The organism is Thermococcus camini (assembly GCF_904067545.1).
GTDB classification, from domain to species: domain Archaea; phylum Methanobacteriota_B; class Thermococci; order Thermococcales; family Thermococcaceae; genus Thermococcus; species Thermococcus camini.
In genome coordinates this window covers 1777296-1791816 of the sequence record NZ_LR881183.1, presented here as the reverse complement: position 1 = coordinate 1791816, position 14521 = coordinate 1777296, and the positions used below count along the sequence as shown (strand labels likewise).

Annotated in this window: 12 protein-coding genes, 1 tRNA gene and 1 pseudogene; 8 read left to right on the top strand and 6 right to left on the bottom strand. The window is 55.3% G+C overall.

Annotated features, from left to right (window positions below; all coding sequences use genetic code 11):
- Nucleotides 1-2 precede the first annotated feature (2 nt).
- The 5 genes from TIRI35C_RS09805 to TIRI35C_RS09785 all read left to right on the top strand — a co-directional run bounded on the left by TIRI35C_RS09805 (nt 3) and on the right by TIRI35C_RS09785 (nt 4826).
- Nucleotides 3-917, top strand: coding sequence for a 2-dehydropantoate 2-reductase (locus TIRI35C_RS09805; protein WP_188202691.1), 915 nt, complete (start codon nt 3-5; stop codon nt 915-917).
- A gap of 16 nt (nt 918-933) precedes the next feature.
- Entirely contained in the window at nt 934-1581 is a 648-nt protein-coding gene (locus TIRI35C_RS09800) for a TIGR00153 family protein (RefSeq protein ID WP_188202690.1), read from the top strand.
- A 13-nt stretch (nt 1582-1594) separates the two neighbouring features.
- Nucleotides 1595-2509, top strand: coding sequence for a hydroxyacid dehydrogenase (locus tag TIRI35C_RS09795; RefSeq protein WP_188203212.1), 915 nt, complete (start codon nt 1595-1597; stop codon nt 2507-2509).
- 158 nt (nt 2510-2667) lie between these two features.
- Nucleotides 2668-3978 (top strand): ATP-binding protein, encoded by a 1311-nt coding sequence (locus TIRI35C_RS09790; protein WP_188202689.1) that lies wholly within the window; start codon nt 2668-2670, stop codon nt 3976-3978.
- Nucleotides 3975-4826 (top strand): fumarate hydratase, encoded by an 852-nt coding sequence (locus TIRI35C_RS09785; RefSeq protein ID WP_188202688.1) that lies wholly within the window; start codon nt 3975-3977, stop codon nt 4824-4826. Before TIRI35C_RS09790 ends, TIRI35C_RS09785 begins: the two co-directional genes overlap by 4 nt.
- On the opposite strand, the gene TIRI35C_RS09780 is transcribed toward TIRI35C_RS09785, so the two are convergent.
- From TIRI35C_RS09780 to TIRI35C_RS09765, 4 genes are all read right to left on the bottom strand, one after another.
- Nucleotides 4816-7116, bottom strand: coding sequence for an ArsR family transcriptional regulator (locus TIRI35C_RS09780; protein ID WP_188202687.1), 2301 nt, complete (start codon nt 7114-7116; stop codon nt 4816-4818). The genes TIRI35C_RS09785 and TIRI35C_RS09780 overlap by 11 nt on opposite strands.
- Nucleotides 7117-7207: 91 nt before the next feature.
- A complete protein-coding gene (locus TIRI35C_RS09775; protein WP_167893281.1) occupies nt 7208-7351 on the bottom strand; it encodes a hypothetical protein in 144 nt (47 codons plus the stop codon).
- The gene (locus tag TIRI35C_RS09770; protein WP_246454758.1) at nt 7348-7977 is read right to left on the bottom strand and encodes a hypothetical protein; all 630 of its coding nucleotides are present in this window, start codon (nt 7975-7977) and stop codon (nt 7348-7350) included. Before TIRI35C_RS09770 ends, TIRI35C_RS09775 begins: the two co-directional genes overlap by 4 nt.
- On the bottom strand, nt 7974-9596 hold the full coding sequence (locus TIRI35C_RS09765; protein ID WP_188202686.1) for a cysteine protease: 1623 nt from the start codon (nt 9594-9596) through the stop codon (nt 7974-7976). The genes TIRI35C_RS09770 and TIRI35C_RS09765 overlap by 4 nt, the downstream gene beginning before the upstream one ends.
- Before the next feature lie 103 nt (nt 9597-9699).
- Here TIRI35C_RS09765 and TIRI35C_RS09760 point away from each other — a divergent pair, with 103 nt between their 5' ends.
- On the top strand, nt 9700-10215 hold the full coding sequence (locus tag TIRI35C_RS09760; protein ID WP_188202685.1) for a FumA C-terminus/TtdB family hydratase beta subunit: 516 nt from the start codon (nt 9700-9702) through the stop codon (nt 10213-10215).
- On the opposite strand, the gene TIRI35C_RS09755 is transcribed toward TIRI35C_RS09760, so the two are convergent.
- Nucleotides 10187-11470, bottom strand: coding sequence for an NAD(P)-dependent malic enzyme (locus TIRI35C_RS09755; protein ID WP_188202684.1), 1284 nt, complete (start codon nt 11468-11470; stop codon nt 10187-10189). The genes TIRI35C_RS09760 and TIRI35C_RS09755 overlap by 29 nt on opposite strands.
- 138 nt (nt 11471-11608) lie before the next feature.
- Between TIRI35C_RS09755 and TIRI35C_RS09750 the strand changes: the two genes are divergently transcribed.
- Nucleotides 11609-11686 (top strand) — tRNA-Ala (locus TIRI35C_RS09750).
- Nucleotides 11687-11766: 80 nt separating this feature from the next.
- Here the strand turns inward: TIRI35C_RS09750 and TIRI35C_RS09745 are convergent.
- Nucleotides 11767-13075, bottom strand: a pseudogene (locus tag TIRI35C_RS09745) (RNA-guided endonuclease InsQ/TnpB family protein).
- 305 nt (nt 13076-13380) lie between these two features.
- On the opposite strand from TIRI35C_RS09745, the gene TIRI35C_RS09740 reads away from it, so the two are divergent.
- A complete protein-coding gene (locus TIRI35C_RS09740) occupies nt 13381-14487 on the top strand; it encodes a M20 family metallopeptidase (RefSeq protein WP_188202683.1) in 1107 nt (368 codons plus the stop codon).
- The last annotated feature ends 34 nt before the right edge of the window (nt 14488-14521 follow it).

The window sequence follows — 14521 nt, the reverse complement described above, 5'->3', positions numbered from 1 at the left end:
GGATGAAGATTTACGTGCTCGGGGCCGGAAGCATAGGCTCGCTTTTTGGCGCGCTCCTCTCGAGGGCGGGGAACGAGGTCACCCTGATAGGACGGGAAAACCAGGTGAGGGCGATAAACGAGAACGGTCTGCACGTTTCGGGGGTTGAGGAGTTCACGGTTCGTCCCCGGGCCAGCCTCACCGCCCCGGATGAGCCTCCTGATCTGCTGATTCTGGCCACGAAGTCGTACTCTACGAAGACTGCCCTGGAATGCGCCAGAGGATGCATAGGGCCGGATACGTGGATACTCAGCGTGCAGAACGGCCTCGGCAACGAGGAGCTTGCGTTGAAGGTTGCGCCCAATGTCATAGGAGGAATAACCACGAACGGTGCCATGCTCGTTGAGTGGGGGCACGTGCGCTGGACCGGGCGCGGACTCACGGTTATCGGGAGGTACCCTACGGGGGCCGATCCCTTCGTGGAAAGGGTGGCCGAAGTTTTCAGAACTGCTGGCCTTGAAACGTCCGTTACGGAGCACGTTATCGGCTGGAAGTGGGCGAAAGCCATAGTGAACTCAGTTATCAACGGGCTCGGAACGGTTCTTGAGGTCAAAAACGGCTTTCTGAAGGACGACCCTTATCTCGAAGCGGTGTCCGTGGACTTGGCGCGCGAGGGCTGCCTCGTGGCCCAGAAGCTGGGTGTGGAGTTCGAAATACACCCCCTGGAGCTCCTCTGGGATACGATAGAGCGGACGCGGGAGAACTACAACTCAACGCTCCAGGATATACGGCGCGGTAAGCGGACCGAGGTGGACTACATCCATGGAAAGATAGTGGAGTACGCCCACTCCGTGGGTCTGGAGGCGCCCAGAAACGAGCTTTTGTGGGCCCTGATCAAAGCCAGGGAAAATCTAAATAAACCGGGCGGTGAAGTATAGACTGGAGGGGTCAAAGATGCCCATATTCGGGGGTAAGGAGAGCAGCGTTTTTGAAGCCATAGACAAGCACCTTGAGGTCGTGGGCGAGTCTCTTGTTGCCTTCAGGGAGCTGGTTGATGCTTACCTCAACGATGACTTGGAGAGGGCCAGGGCCTTTGAGAGGGAAGTTGACCAGCTGGAGAGCAAGGCCGACACCCTCAGGAGAGGCATAGAGACAATGCTCTACGAGGGGGCCTTTCTGCCCGCCAACAGGGGGGACTACGTGAGGCTGAGCGAGCTCATCGACCAGGTGGCTGACGCTGCTGAGAGCGCGGCCCACACCCTCATACTGGCCAAGCCTAAGGTTCCGAAGGAGCTGAGGGCGGAAATCCTAAGGCTTGTGGAGTCCGCCGTTGAGACCTACGGGGTTCTCGTTCAGGCTGTGAACGCTATGAACTCAGATGTTGACAGGGCGATAGAGCTGGCCAAGGCCGTGGAGGATGCCGAGGAGATAGCCGACGAGGTTGAGTACGACGTCAAGGGCAAGGTTTTTGAGAGCGAGACAATCACGACCTACGCCAAGCTTATCTGGAACCAGATACTGACGAAGATAGGTGACATAGCAGACCGCGCCGAGGACGCGTCGGATCAGGTCATGCTCATGGCGATAAAGAGAAGGGGATGAGGTGATGGAAATGGTGAAGGTTTTGGTTGCGGCACCTCTGCACGAGAGGGCGATAGAGGTTTTGAAGAACGCAGGCTTTGAAATCGTTTACGAGGAGTATCCCGATGAGACCCGCCTTCTGGAGCTCGTCGGGGACGTTGAGGCTATAGTCGTCAGGAGCAAGCCGAAGGTGACGAGAAAGGTCATCGAGGCGGCTCCAAAGCTCAAGGTCATCGGAAGGGCCGGCGTCGGTCTGGACAACATAGACCTCGAAGCCGCTAAGGAGAGGGGCATTAAAGTCGTCAACAGCCCCGGCGCCTCGAGCAGAAGCGTCGCCGAGCTTGCCGTTGCGCTCATGTTCAGCGTGGCCAGGAAGATAGCCTTCGCCGACAGGAAGATGAGGGAAGGTATCTGGGCCAAGAAGCAGGCCATGGGAATCGAGCTTGAGGGCAAGACCATAGGCGTAGTCGGCTTCGGAAGGATAGGCTACGAGGTCGCCAGGATAGCCCACGCCCTCGGCATGAAAGTCCTGCTCTACGACCCCTACCCGAACGAGGAGAGGGCCAAAGAAGTCGGTGGAACCTTCGCCTCCCTTGAGGACCTCCTCAGGGAGAGCGACGTTGTAACGCTCCACGTTCCGCTCATTGATGCGACCTACCACCTCATAAACGAGGAGCGCCTTAAGCTCATGAAGCCGACGGCGATACTCATAAACGCGGCTAGAGGGGCTGTGGTTGACACCGGAGCACTCGTTAAGGCCCTCCAGGAGGGTTGGATCGCTGGAGCTGGCCTGGACGTCTTCGAGGAGGAGCCCCTCCCGAAGGATCACCCGCTCACAAAGCTCGACAACGTGGTTCTAACTCCCCACATAGGGGCCTCAACCGTCGAGGCCCAGATGCGCGCTGGAGTCCAGGTCGCGGAGCAGATAGTCGAGGCTCTGAAGGGCTGATGCCCCTCTTCTCTTTAGTTCATCTTCGACTTCTCGCAAACTTGTCAGCATGCTGGTAACGTTCGCTGGAAAAGTTTACCAGTATGGTGGTACGATTTTGATGAAAAGTTTGACAGTATAGTGGTAAACTTTATAGGGAGTTTGAACTAGTTCCTTCCATGAACGTTGAAGAACTCAAGAGAGTATTAGCTGATCAGTGGGATACCCTGAGCAGGAAGCTTGAGCGGGAGAACATCGTCGGGAGAGAACTGAAGGGGAGGATCCTTGCTAGCTTCAGCCCAACGGCTCACATAATAACCGGGCCGAGGCGCTCCGGAAAATCCGTTCTCTCGGCGACCCTTCCCGGCAGACCCCTCTATGTAAACTTTGAGGATCCTGCGATGGCGGGTTTCGCGATTGGGGACTATAGGAGGCTTATGCAGGCAGGTTACGAGCTTTTTGGTCAGTTTGATTACGTGGTTCTTGACGAGGTTCAGGAAGTCGAGGGCTGGGAGAGGATGGTTTCGGTTCTTAGGGACGACTATCCAACAGTCGTTACCGGGAGCAATGCCCGGCTTCTTTCACGGGAGTTCGCAACGTATCTGACTGGAAGATACCTGAGCTATACACTCCTGCCGTTTTCGTTCAGGGAGTTTTTAACGTACCGGAAAATTGAGCCGGATGTTAAGACAACGAGAGACGAGGCTCTGATAAAGAGGGCCCTAACGGAGTACATCGAGCGCGGTGGCTTCCCGGAGGCTCTGCACTTCGGCAGGGAGTACCTCATAAATCTCTACAACGATATCATCACGAGGGATGTCATAGTCCGCTATGGCGTTAGAAACGTCCGTGAGCTGAAGGAGGTTGCCTTCTACCTCTTCTCGAACTTCGCCGGACGGTTTACATACAGCAAGACAAAGAACGCCCTCGGAATCGGCAACATCGAGACGGTGAAGAACTACGTTGAGTACCTTGAATCCGCCTACCTGATTTTTGAGCTTCCCAAGTTCTCCTTCAAGCCCAAAGAGGTCGTGAGGAGCGATAAGAAGGTCTACGCAGTTGACACGGGAATGCTCAATGCGGTCCTTCCAAAGGTTTCGGAAAACATCGGTAGGCTCATGGAGAATGCAGTCTTTCTTGAACTCCTGCGGTTCAAATATTACAGGAGACCCGGCCTTGAACTTTACCATTATCGGGACGCTAAGGGCGAGGTGGACTTTGTTGTTAGGGATAAAGGGGAGACCGAACTCATACAGGTTACGTATGCCTCGGGTGAGGATGAGGTAGCTTCAAGGGAAGTGGAAAACCTTTTCAGGGTTATGAAACTGTTCCGTGTGAAAACTGGAACGCTCGTGACGTGGGATTACTCCGGTGAGATAAGGCGAGACCGCCTAACTGTTAAGGCCGTTCCGCTTTGGAGGTGGCTTTTAAATTTTTGCGTCAAACTTTTTAATCCCAAACGCAACTTTCAACAGGTGAATGCCAATTGATTGATGCCGTCGTCGAGGCGATAAGGCTGGCCGTCACGAGGATTCCCGATGATGTCGTTTTGGCCCTCAGGGAGGCTTACGAGCGAGAGGAGAGCAAAATAGCGCGCTTCAACCTCAGGAACATTCTCAAGGCCATAGAGATTGGTAAAATCGAGTCCATTCCCGTCTGCCAGGACACGGGCACGGTGACCTTCTTCGTCGAGGCCGGCGTTGAGAGTCCCTACCTCGGTGGACTCAGAGACCTGCTCACCGAGGCTACGAGGAGGGCAACTCATGAGATTCCCCTCCGGCCAAACGCCGTCGACGTCCTTACCGGAAGGAACTCCGGCGACAACACGGGCAGGGACGTTCCCCTAATCCACTGGGAGCTTGTTCCGGGGGATGCGATAAGGATAGCGGTTCTTCCCAAGGGAGGGGGAAGCGAGAACTGCTCTGCTCTGGCTATGCTGACTCCCTCCGAGGGCTGGGAGGGACTAAAGCGCTTCGTCGTCGAGCACGTTAAGGCCTGCGGCGGGAAGCCCTGTCCTCCGATTGTCCTGGGGATAGGCGTTGGTGGTAGTGCGGATTATGCGTTGCTCCTGGCCAAAAAGGCCCTGCTGAGAAAAGTGGGGGAAAGGAATCCAGATAGGAGAATAGCGAGGATCGAGGCCGAGCTCCGGGAGGAGGTCAACTCCCTGGGAATAGGTCCGATGAGAATGGGCGGGAAAACAACCGCCCTGGACGTCAAGGTAGAGGTCGCCCACAGGCACCCCGCGAGCTTTCCCCTTGGCTTGGTCGTCCAGTGCTGGGCCAACAGGAGGGCGTTCATCGAGATAGAGCCCGACGGGAGGGCTGTAATCAGGGGTTAGAACCTCTGGAAAGCCAGGAATTGACGTCTTTCTCGTCGAAGAGCACTGTGAGCTCTTCAAAGAACCCTCTGCAGAGGTAGTCGTTTTCCCGGAGCTTTTCCAGGCCCGTTTCCAGATATTGCTCCCCATCTTCCCCCCTGAGCTCTCTCAGGATTCCGATGAGTAAGTATGCCGTCCATCCCAGGGGGTAGTTCGTGCTCTGTGTTATCTCCGCCATTTTCTTAGCCTGGTTCTCGGCTTTTCCATACTCCCCCAGCCCCATGAGGGACACCGTCAGCCTGAAGAGCGCGTCCAGAGCTCTGCGATAGTTTCTAACCCCCAGGAAGTACTCAGCCGCCTTCCCTGCGTTGCCAGTGGCCTCGTTGAAGTTCCGGAGGTAATACTGGACTATACCCATCTGAAGGTATCCGAGGTTCATCATGAATGGGAGGCTGTAGGCCTTAGCCGTCTCAAGACCCTCCCTGTAGTATGTCAGCGCCCGCTGAAGCTCGCCAAGCTCGACGTAGAGGTAGCCTATGTGGTAGAGGATCAGCGCCTCGAGTTCGGGATACGGCTCCGGGTAGCTCCTCACTGCCTCAAGCTCTTTGAAGGCGCCTTCTAGGGCCTTCTCGCGCTCCCTCTTGAACGTCCGCACCTTCGTGAGCTCGATGTAGTACCCCAGCTTGATGTACGGGTCGTCTTTGTGGCTTCTGAAAATTCCCTCGAGCTCGCTGAGAGTCCCTTCCGCCAGTTCGATGTTTCCCATCTCGCAGTGGACGTCGACGAGCATCATTAGGACGTCAAATCTGTGAAAGTCCCCTTCGATGTCCTCCAGGGCTTTATGCCAGAGACCCAGCGCCCTCTCGAAGAATCCTCTGTTGAAGTAGAGCCTTGCCATCTCCTTCTTTGCGTAGGGACTATCCTCCACCTTTCTGAGGAGCCTCATGTATGCCGTCGGAAAGTCCAGTGCAACCCTCCAGAGCCTTCTTATCCTCAGTTCGGTGATATCAGCTATCATCTCCTCGTCTCCTAGCCTGATGGCATACTTAAAGGCCGTTAAGAAATCCCTGGCGGTGTTTTTCTCCAGGAGATACGAGATGTACTCCCTGTAATGGCTCTTCTCATCAACCTCACTGATTTCCCTTATGAACGCCCTGAGGAGGTCATGGAGGTAATAGCTCTCGCCCTTTCTCTCCACGAGTCCCTTGTTCAGGAGGGAGTACAGGACCAGGAATGCGCTTCCGTACGTCATTCTCTTGAGGGCCGATAACTCCACGGGCTCATCGAACAGTGCCAGAACCTGGAGCACAAGCCTCTCCCTCTCGTCCAGCTTCTCGTATATCTCCCCCAGCAGGTATTCGAAGAGGGAAGTCCTGTCCCCAGCTACTCCCCGGGCCTCCGCGGCGAGAGCTAGAAGCAGGGGATGACCCAGGGTTAAGTGGTGTAACCTTACCGCCTCCTCTGGTGTTATGCCCGGTATCCTGAGACTCAAAAGCCTGTGAGACTCCTCGACTTTCAACCCCCTGAGGTGTATGAAAAGAACCCTCTCGTAATCCACCCGTGGTTTTTCCCTTGATATGAGAACGAGCTTTCCCCTCTCGACTCTGGAGGATAGGAACCGCAGGAACGACTCGATTTCACCATCGGTGCACTTGTGGACGTCCTCGAAGACTATGACTGAGCGTGTTTCCTCGATCCCCTCGAGAATCAGCCCCTTTATGGATTTGGTATCCCGCCCTCCGGCGCGCAGGTATTCGATCAGTTCCGGGAATCCCTTCATGTTCAGGTGGAGTGCCATCCGCCAGGCGATGTACTCAAGGCTCTCGCTCCCATCCATTGAATACCAGAAGGCGTCATCGAAGGCCCTTGCCACGAGGCTGGATTTCCCTATCCCGGCTATCCCGAACACGGCTACGACAGGGGAGCTTCCTTTGAGGAGTTTCAGTTCCTCATCCCTCCCGACGAAGTTCTCCACCTCCGGAGCGCTGGATGCCGGGAGCGGCTGGGGGCGGTGGTAAACGGTCTCCCCCATAACCACCTCGACTCCCCCCGCTGTGAAACGGACGCTGAACTCATCGCACTTGAGGGAGTATAACTTGACGTTTCTGCCCCTCAGCCGAACCCACCTTCCCTCAACGATGCCCATCCTCTCAAGGCCCCTTAATCCCCTGGAGATCTGCGTTTCGTCCTTCTGGAGAAGCCGGGCTATTTCTCTTGTGTTCAGGGAGTCTGTCCTGAGGAGTGAGATTATCTGGAGGTTCGTCTCGCTGAGAATCGATTTCAGCACGGACACGTCGTTCGAAAAGTTCACTCAACCCTCTCCAGAACCGGTGGTTAACCCGCGGCCGGTTTTTAGTTTATTACGCTTTCAAAGTTTTTATAGTTGCCGGAAAATGGGAGGGTCATCCGACCCGCCCCAGGGCATCCTGAATCTCGGTCAGGAGGTACTTCTCCTCCGCCCGGAGAACCTTGACAACTGTTTCCCTGTTCACCCCCGTTTCCCTCGTTATGTAGTCCACCATCTCCCTCTTTATCTCCCTTATCATTCTCCTCCCCTCTTTAGGGGCACGTTGAGGAGAATCAGGCCGACGAGCGAGATGAGCGCCAGGCCCAGGAAGGCGGGGTTTCTTCCGTTCTCTTTATTGGGAAGCTCATATCTGAGCATTCCCCCGTCAATCCCCACGTTCTTTGCCCCATCCGGAAGGACTATCGTTGCGGTTTCGATGAGCCTCCCATCACCCCCTGAAATCGGCTGGACCAGGGTTAGGACCACCGTGTTCCCGTTCTGACTTGAGAGGGTCATGTCGCCGTCTCCGAGGTCAAGCTCCCAGTGGTCACCCCTGTTGATAGCCGCTCCGAGCATGGTGTACGTTGCTTTGACGCCGTTGTTGGAGTCGTCCCATTCGATTTTCATGTCCCTGTACTCGGTGTCGCTTCTCCTGTTCTCGAACTCCCTCCTCAGCATGTATGTGGTCGGGTACGTCTCCTTCATCTGGAGGTAGAGGTTGGGGGTGAGGTGCCATGCCTCCTCCACATGGGCGTTCCCCACGTTGTCCAGCGTAACTTTCATCGTTCCGTCTATCTTATACTCCACTATCTTGACCTCCCCCGCGACGAGGGGCGCCGCCAGGAGGAGCAGTATAACAAGGGTCACAATCGTTTTCATCTTCATCCCCCCATGTTGAACGTTTCTACGATGTGTTCGCCCATCTGGTTGTACTCGCTGTTTCCGGCAGGGAAATCGTAGATAACAGCGAAGCCAACCCCGTTTGCCGTGAAATACCTCGCAGCGGCGGAGTATTTCCCGTAGTCCGTTCTAAGGCTATACGCTACCGCGTACACACTCTGGCCCATCAAGCTCGCCTCGCCATCCTGGCGGTCTGTTATCTCGACCCCTGCATCTACCAGACTTTCCTCGAAGGCCTGGGCCATGTCTTCAACGCTCGCCCCCCGGGAGTAGAGAACGATAAACTCGAATTCCCCGTCGGGGCTCAGGAGATAGACGTAGCCGCCGTAGTCTTCCGGCGTGTCCCAGTTGGCCGGATAGTTGAATGAGAAATAGGCGCCGTGGTAGGAGTCCCATCCACCGTTTCCGACATCATCTCCGCCGTTTCCACCTCCGGGGTTCCCTCCGTTTCCACCGGCGCCCCCGTTGTTTGCCCCGTTTTCACCCGCGTTGCCCGCTCCAGCGTACAGGCCTATTCCCCACTTTGAGAGGATATCCGCCTCGAGGGATGGAAGCTCCGGCGGGACTATTCCGTTGGAGTGTTCCTCCGCGACGTCTATGATGTCGTGCGGGCCGTTCATTGCCATCTTCCAGCTCTTCTCCATGCCGATCTGGACGGCTTCCTGGAATGAAACCCCTTGGTTTATGGCGGTTGCCTCAACGGGTATTATGGCGCCGCTGGGCAGTTCTATCAGCGGGAAGGCGTGCCCTGGTATGAGGACTATGTACGCCTTGAGTCCTTGGGACATCGCCAGGGAGGCGAACCAGAGGGCCAGGTCAACGCAGGTTCCGCTCTTGTCCCGAATCACGTCCCTCGGAAACATTATGTGCTCTGCAAACTTGCCCGTCCAGTAGCCTTCCCCCTCGGTCTTGTAGGAGAAACCGTTTCTCACGGCGAGCTCCCACATGCCGCTGAGGCTTTTTATCGCCTCATCGTCGCTCAAGCTTGCCCCCGCACCTCCGGCCAGCTTGTTGCCGAGGTCAGCGAATTCTCTGACAACGGGGTCACTTGGCGTTACCCACGCAGCAAGAAGCGGGGCGTTGCTGAAGGTGTCGTAGAAGCTCCCCGTGCTCTCTTCGGGGTTGAGCGAGGAAAAGACGAAGTCATTGGCTCCAAGTATTGAAAGGGGCTTTGTAACGCTCTCCTCTCTTGTTTCACCGTTCACCTCGTAGGTCACGGTTATACGTACGTTTGATGGGGTTGAGGCCGATAAACGGGTGACGTCACTCGAAAGGATGGGGTAGTAGAGGTCGACTATGGTTTCACCCGGCAGGAGGAGGGGGTATCTCCTCTCGGTCTCTGGAGCATAGTTGTCGATCGAATACTTTATCCGGATGTTCTTTATGGTTCCCTTCCCATCGTTCGTCAGAACCGTCTTCGTCGCCCAGAAGTCGAGCTTCGGGTTGCCGTAAACCTTGTAGGCCCCGGACATTACCTGGTCCTTTGAGTATACCTTGTACTCAAGCTTTCCCATGCCGCCCTTCTCGAAGGCCCCGGCGTAGCCGGCTATCGAGACCACGAGAAGAAGGGCCAGCATCGCGGAAGTAACAACTTTGGCTTTCATGGAATCACCTAATTAAAAATCCGCGGGCTCGTACTTATGGGGTCGGTTTGACTCCACCTGCCAAACCCGAAACTGCTTTAAGGACTCCATATCAGGGCCTATTATGAGACTGAGAACTCCCCTGCGCGAGAGGGACGTCCTGAATCTCAGGGCCGGCGAGGTCGTTTACCTCTCCGGGACAGTTTACACCGCCAGGGATTCGGCACACAGAAAAATCCTTGAGCTGGCCGGGAAAGAGCTTCCCCTCAACCTTGAGGGCGCGGTAATCTACCACTGCGGGCCAGTCGTGAGGAAAGGCGGTGGGGGCTATGAGGTAGTCTCTGCAGGCCCGACTACGAGTTCAAGAATGAACCGCTACCTGGAGGGGATTCTCTCCCTCGGCGTCCGCGGGATAATAGGAAAGGGAGGCATGAACCCGGAGCCCTTTAAAGGCCGCGCCGTTTACTTCGCCTTCACCGGTGGAGCCGGCTCCCTCGCGGCGAAGAGCGTAAAGCACGTCGTTGACGTTCTCTGGCTGGAGGAGCTCGGTATTCCTGAGGCGGTGTGGGTTCTTGAAGTCGAGGACTTCCCGCTGATTGTGGCGATAGACGCTAACGGTAGCTCCCTCTACGGTCGTTGAGGAGTGCTATTTCCCGCTCGTAGAACTCCCTCCAGCGCCTCAGCCTCTCCTCCACCTCTTCCCCGCGCACGCGTATTCTTGCAACGTTTTCACGCATCGCTTCCTCTGCGACCGCTCTAGCAACTTTCGGGTGGACCTCCGGGTGGAAGGGGGACGGGATTATCTCCTCCTCGCTCGGCTCTATTACCGACGCCATCGCCTTTGAAGCCGCTATTATCATGCCGTCGGTTATGGTTCTGGCCCTGACGTCAAGTGCTCCCCTAAAAATCGCAGGAAAGCCGAGGAGGTTGTTCACCTGGTTTGGGTAGTCGCTCCTTCCCGTCGCTATTATCCTCGCCCCGGCTTTCTTCGCCTCCTCCGGAAGTATCTCGGGGGTTGGATTTGCCAGCGGAAAGACTATCGCGTCGTCGGCCATGAGCTCTATCCACTCCGGCTTTATAACGCCGGGCCCGGGCCTCGTGAAGGATATGAGCACGTCGGCGCCGTTTAGGGCTTCCACTGGGCCGCCCTCGATTCCCTCACCGTTCGTTTTGGAGAGCAGTTCTCCCCTGTGGGGAAAGAGTTCCTCAATCGGCAGGTCAGGGGTCAGAACCCTCGGCTTCCCATCGACCAGCTCCACAACCCTGATGTTCTCCGGCCTTACCCCTGCCCTGGTTATTATCTTCAGCGTCGCGAAGCCGGCCGCCCCGGCACCGAAGAGGGCGACGGTTATCCCGTCCAGCCTCTTGCCAACGACCTTGAGGGCGTTTATCAGCCCTGCCAGAACAACCGAAGCCGTCCCCTGCTGGTCGTCGTGGAAGATTGGGATGTCCAGCTCGCTGCGGAGCCTTTCGAGGATGTAGAAGCACTTTGGCGATGCTATGTCCTCAAGGTTTATCCCCCCGAAGGAGGGCGAAATGGCTTTTACGACCTCTATGAACTTGTCAGGGTCCTTCTCGGCCAGAACGAGCGGGAAAGCATCCACCCCACCGAAGGCCTTGAAGAGCAGAGCTTTTCCCTCCATGACGGGGAGTGCCGGCGAAGCTCCGACATCGCCGAGGCCCAGCACCCTCGTGCCATCGCTTACAACAGCGACCGTGTTGCACCTGTTGGTGTACTCGCAGGGGTCTTCTCCGTTTGCTATCGCCATCGATACCTCCGCCACACCGGGGGTGTAGGCGAGGCTGAGGGTTTCCTTCGTGAGGGGAACCTTGGGGATAACTTCAATCTTCCCGTTTCCAGGGAAGTTGTCTCTGTGGAAGTCCCTCGCGTCCATTCAACCACCGCGGTTATTTGTCACTTGTACGTTAAAAATCCTTCTTCTCCACTGGAAATTTAACTCAAATCTGTCCACCACTGCCGCCTTTCAGACCAAAAGCTTTTAAACCCCAGGTCAGTTCCTAATACCGGGTGTGGGCCGGTAGCTCAGCCTGGTATGAGCGCCGCCCTCGCAAGGCGGAGGCCGCGGGTTCAAATCCCGCCCGGTCCACCAGAAAACAAACCTTCCCTTCTTGTACCCTGGCGCTGACCTCCTTCCCGTCCTGAAGGGCGGGGGTTCCACCGGAGAACCCCTTACCCTAAAGGCAGGGAGGTTTGAGGGGTCTCATTTAGACCCAAAACAAATTGGGTCTTCGACCCCTCTGGCCCGGTCTTAGGCCAGTTACCCCTCACCTTGAAGGCTTTCAAACCCTCAAGGCTTGGGGTTATAGCTTTAACCTTCCTCAAAATGTTAAAAGCTCCCACAAGGTCAGCATTCATAACAACGCCCTCTCTACGGCACTTAAACAAACCCCTAACAAAGCGAGCATCAGAATGGCGTTGGCCGCAGAGAGGGCACGTTTGAGAAGTAAAAGCCTCACCAACAACCACAACAGAGATACCATACTCTTCAGCAACTTCAGTTAAGCGTTTGATGACAGTATTAAACCGCCAGACGTGGGAGAGAAGGAAATTCCGCCTCTTACCCTTCCCAGAGTTTCTGGCGATACCCTTGGGATAACCGACGACAATCCTTGAAACACCGAGTTCATAAAGCCTTTTAACAGTTTGTCTAACTGCCGTGTTAATGTAATGCTTTGCCTGAAGTTTAGCCTTCTCGTGCATTCTCTTGAGCTTTCTGCTCGTCTTGGCTCCCGACTTGTTGAGTTTGGACTGGTAATCGGCAATCTTCCCCCTCCAGTAAAAATCAATGCTTTTGAGTGATCTCCCGTTCACGAGGAAGCTTTCGCCGTTCTCAACGTAAACGGCCATTAAGTTGTTCACTCCAAGGTCAATTCCAGCTGAAAGGTTGCCCAACGGTTCTTTTGGAACTTTAACCCATTCTTCACCTTCAAGTTTTTCATCAACGGTAAGGCTAATGTGGGCGTACCACTTGCGTTTGACATCATCATAGATTATTTCCAACCTCCCCTGCTTGCCCTTCAAGTGTATTCTGCCCTTGAACTGGATTTTGAGTTTTCCAAACTTGCCGAGTCTCCTCAATTCGAGGACGTTTCCATTAATCCTGTACTGGTCGTTTCTCAGGGGAATTACAAAGAGTTTTCTGCCGTCCTCTTCCCTAACGAATTTGGGCGGTCTTGGCTTGAACCATTCGGGGAGCTCGCCATTCTTTTTTCCTCCTGTTGAGTGAGAAGAACGAACGCCAGCTTTCGGCGTTCTTTCGGGCTAACTGTTGAACTGTTGAGCCACCAATCCAGTTCTTGAACTCGTGGTAAGCTTCTTTTTCTGTCGTTGAGAAGTCGGTTTTGCCGAATTCTTTGAACTGTTTCAAGCGTTGGTAATTGAGTTTGTTCCAGATTATGGCTGTGGCTTGAGCTAATTCAAAAAGGGCTTTCTCTTGTTTCTTTGAGGGTTGGAGTTTTACCGTTACTGCCCGCCTCATTTCAAAGTATGGTATGCGTTTTAGGCTTTAAAAGAGTGTTGCTTTCCTCGTTGAGGCCAATTTATCAAACACCGTACCCCGCCCTAAAGGGCGAGGCTTGTGAAAAGAAAAAAGTCAGGGGCTCCCCTTTGTGGGTGTGGTGGGCTTAGTACTCGCCTTGATAGATGTATAATCCTTTCCCGTGAAATTCAGGGATTCCTTTGGCATTTATTGAAAAAAACTGGGGCTTTGGTCAAGCTTTGTTCAATGTGATTAGGGAAAATTACTTAAGCACTTTGTCGTTTTTATCATCCGGTGATGGTTATATGGAATTTGACCTCCTGAAGGAGCTGGTGTCCATCAGCTCCCCGTTTGGAAAAGAGGAGGAAATCTCCAGATTCATCGCCTCGTTTCTCGAGGAGCACGGCTTTGACGTGGAGCTCCTTCCGGTTGAGGGCTTTGGGAGCGACGTGGTAGCCTATCTTCCTGGAAGGAGCTACACCGTCGTTTTGAACGGCCACATGGATACCGTCAACCTATCCCCCGGCTGGACGAAGAACCCCAAGGGCGAGCTGGAAGGCGACCGCTTTTACGGCCTGGGAAGTGCGGATATGAAGGCGGGCCTTGCGGCGCTCCTGGCTGCGTTCGTTGAGATGGCGGAGCTTCCCCGGAAGGAGCGGCCCACCGTGATCTTCACCGCAGTCGTCGATGAGGAGGGCTACTCCAGGGGTGCCTGGGAACTGATACGAAGCGGGAGACTGGATAAGGCTGACGTTGTTCTTGTCGCCGAGCCGACGAACGAGAGGCTCATGCTCGGTGCGAGGGGGCGCTTCGTTGTTCAGGTGGAGGTCTTCGGGAAGAAGGCTCACGCGGCGAGGCCACACGAGGGGCTCAACGCCATAGAGGAGCTGGGGAGGTTCGTCGGCTCACTCTGGAAGATACGCTTCAGGAACCACAGAAAGCTTGGGGTTGGCTCTTACTGCACCCTCCGTATTGAGGGCTCCGCCGACGGCCTGAGCGTCCCGGACTACGCCAGGGCAATAATAGACAGGCACATAGTCATCGGCGAGGACTGGGAGAGGGTTAGCTCAGAGCTTCTCAACCTCGCGGAGAGGGTAAAGCTGAAGGGGGACATCAGGATCTCGAAGTTTGAGAGGCCGACGCCCGATATGCTTCCATACGTCGTCAGGGAGAACGACCGCTTTGTGAACATCTTCAAGTCCGCCCACAGGACCGTCCTTGGCGGGGAGCCCGAGATAATCTACGGCCGGAGCGTGGGGGACTTCAACTACTTTGGAACTTACCTCAACAAGCCGACCCTGGTTTATGGACCTGTCGGGGGCAACTGGCACGGGAGCGACGAGTGGGTGAGCGTTGAATCCCTGGAGAGGGTAAAGCGCGTCTACGTTGAATTCCTGAAGGCGCTTGTTTAAAGACAAAAAGAATAGATGAAGGCGTCTGGATGAA

Bases quoted from the DNA above. Each gene is read 5' to 3' on its own strand.
- TIRI35C_RS09790 (WP_188202689.1), top strand. From the start codon at position 2,668: ATGAACGTTGAAGAACTCAAGAGAGTATTAGCTGATCAGTGGGATACC.
- TIRI35C_RS09740 (WP_188202683.1), top strand. From the start codon at position 13,381: ATGGAATTTGACCTCCTGAAGGAGCTGGTGTCCATCAGCTCCCCGTTT.
- TIRI35C_RS09805 (WP_188202691.1), top strand. From the start codon at position 3: ATGAAGATTTACGTGCTCGGGGCCGGAAGCATAGGCTCGCTTTTTGGC.
- TIRI35C_RS09770 (WP_246454758.1), bottom strand. From the start codon at position 7,977: ATGAAGATGAAAACGATTGTGACCCTTGTTATACTGCTCCTCCTGGCG.
- TIRI35C_RS09765 (WP_188202686.1), bottom strand. From the start codon at position 9,596: ATGAAAGCCAAAGTTGTTACTTCCGCGATGCTGGCCCTTCTTCTCGTG.
- TIRI35C_RS09775 (WP_167893281.1), bottom strand. From the start codon at position 7,351: ATGATAAGGGAGATAAAGAGGGAGATGGTGGACTACATAACGAGGGAA.
- TIRI35C_RS09800 (WP_188202690.1), top strand. From the start codon at position 934: ATGCCCATATTCGGGGGTAAGGAGAGCAGCGTTTTTGAAGCCATAGAC.
- TIRI35C_RS09760 (WP_188202685.1), top strand. From the start codon at position 9,700: ATGAGACTGAGAACTCCCCTGCGCGAGAGGGACGTCCTGAATCTCAGG.
- TIRI35C_RS09755 (WP_188202684.1), bottom strand. From the start codon at position 11,470: ATGGACGCGAGGGACTTCCACAGAGACAACTTCCCTGGAAACGGGAAG.